Annotated in this window: 2 protein-coding genes and 1 tRNA gene; 2 read left to right on the top strand and 1 reads right to left on the bottom strand. The window is 64.9% G+C overall.

The window, feature by feature from the left end; translation table 11 throughout:
• The coding region (locus tag Q0L94_RS17790; RefSeq protein WP_296756008.1) for an HAD-IA family hydrolase at window positions 1-571 on the top strand (571 nt) is incomplete at its 5' end.
• Between the two features lie 87 nt (window positions 572-658).
• On the opposite strand, the gene folD is transcribed toward Q0L94_RS17790, so the two are convergent.
• Entirely contained in the window at window positions 659-1,513 is an 855-nt protein-coding gene (folD, locus tag Q0L94_RS17785) for a bifunctional methylenetetrahydrofolate dehydrogenase/methenyltetrahydrofolate cyclohydrolase FolD (RefSeq protein ID WP_296756006.1), read from the bottom strand.
• A 132-nt stretch (window positions 1,514-1,645) separates the two neighbouring features.
• Here folD and Q0L94_RS17780 point away from each other — a divergent pair.
• A tRNA-Pro gene (locus Q0L94_RS17780) sits at window positions 1,646-1,722 on the top strand.
• The last annotated feature ends 8 nt before the right edge of the window (window positions 1,723-1,730 follow it).

The raw sequence follows: 1,730 nt of genomic DNA, 5'->3' as shown, positions 1-1,730 counted from the left end.
CTATCGGCCGGATTATAGAAAACCGGACAATTTCGACGCAATGGTGGCCGAGCTGCATCAGGCCAAAACCCGGCACTACGCGGCGCTCGCCGCGCGCGGTGGCATTCCGATGCGGCCCGGGGTCGAGCGTCTGCTGGTCGAGGCGCGTGCCGCCGGGCTGCGGCTGGCGATCGCCACCACCACCACCCCGGAAAACGTCACCGTGCTGCTGGAACACAGCCTGGGTGCCGGCACGCCGGACTGGTTCGAGGTGATCGCTGCAGGCGATATCGTTCCGGCGAAGAAACCCGCGCCCGACATCTATCACTACGCGTTGCAGAAAATGGGGCTCGACGCCGCCGACTGCCTGGCGTTCGAGGATTCCGAGAACGGCCTGCGCGCGAGCCTGGGGGCCGGTCTGAGAACACTGATCACAGTCAACGACTACACGCTCGACCACGATTTCATGGGCGCGGCCGTCGTGCTATCCAACCTCGGTGAACCGGGAGAACCAACCCGGGTGCTGGCCGGCCCCGATCTCGGTCAGCCGTTCGTCGACGTGGGCTATCTCAGGGCACTGCACGCTAACTGAATTTATCCGCGAAGGACGCGAAGAAACGCGAAGGGTAAAACAGGTTTTCTTCGCGACCCTTCGCGTCCTTCGCGGATAGCCTGTTTTTCAGGGGTTGTGTATCAGCGCTGCTTCGAGCGTGTTTTCCAGCAGGGTCGCCACGGTCATGGGGCCGACGCCGCCGGGCACCGGGGTGATCCAGCCGGCGCGTTCCACCGCGGAATCGAAATCGACGTCGCCGACCAGTTTGCCATCGGGCAGCCGGTTGATGCCGACGTCGATCACGATCGCGCCCTCGCGCACCCACTCGCCCGGAATCATGCGCGGCTTGCCCACCCCCACCACCAGGATTTCGGCCGAGCGCACGAAGCTTTCCAGGTCGCGCGTGGCGCTGTGGCATACGGTGATGGTGCAGCCGGCCAGCAGCAGTTCCAGGCTCATCGGCCGGCCGACGATGTTGGAGGCGCCGACCATCACCGCATTCTTGCCGCGCAGTTCCTCGTTGGTGGCGCGCAGCAGCGTCATGATGCCGCGCGGGGTGGAGGGGCGCAGCGTCGGCATCTTCACCGCCAGGCGGCCGATGTTGTAAGGGTGGAAGCCGTCGACATCCTTGTCGGGACGGATGCGCTCGATCACCGTCTCGGCGTCGATGTGCGCGGGCAGCGGAAGCTGCACCAGGATGCCGTCGATGGCCGGATCGGCGTTGAGCTGGTCGATCAACGCCAGCAATTGGTCTTGGGTCGCGGCAGACGGCAGATCGTGCGAGACGCTGGCCACGCCGCCGCGCTCGCAGGCGCGCTTCTTGTTGCGCACATACACCGCCGAGGCGGCATCGTCGCCGACCAGGACGACCGCCAGGCCGGGGCGGCGCTTGCCTTGCGCCTCGCGTTCGGCCACCTTGTCGTGGATCACTGCAAGTATGGTGTCGGCCATGGCCTTACCGTCGAGAATGCGTGCGCTCATTAGGACAACCCTGAAGCAAAAGGGTGATTTTCCCGGAAACCCCCCCGCTTACTCAAGTGGAAATTGACCCGGCCGATTCGCCGCGGTATAGTCTCGCCTCTCCGAAATGCGCCTGAAGCGCCAACAGGATTTCGGGGTGTAGCGCAGCCCGGTAGCGCGCCTGCTTTGGGAGCAGGATGTCGGAGGTTCGAATCCTCTCACCCCGACCACCCCCTAT

It is taken from the genome of Thiobacillus sp. (assembly GCF_024708915.1).
Note: the sequence above shows the minus strand (reverse complement) of the source record. Positions and strands in the feature narration are given on the sequence as shown.

What these genes read in the sequence shown, in the direction of transcription:
- folD (WP_296756006.1), bottom strand. Translation starts at nt 1,513, where the DNA reads ATGAGCGCACGCATTCTCGACGGTAAGGCCATGGCCGACACCATACTT.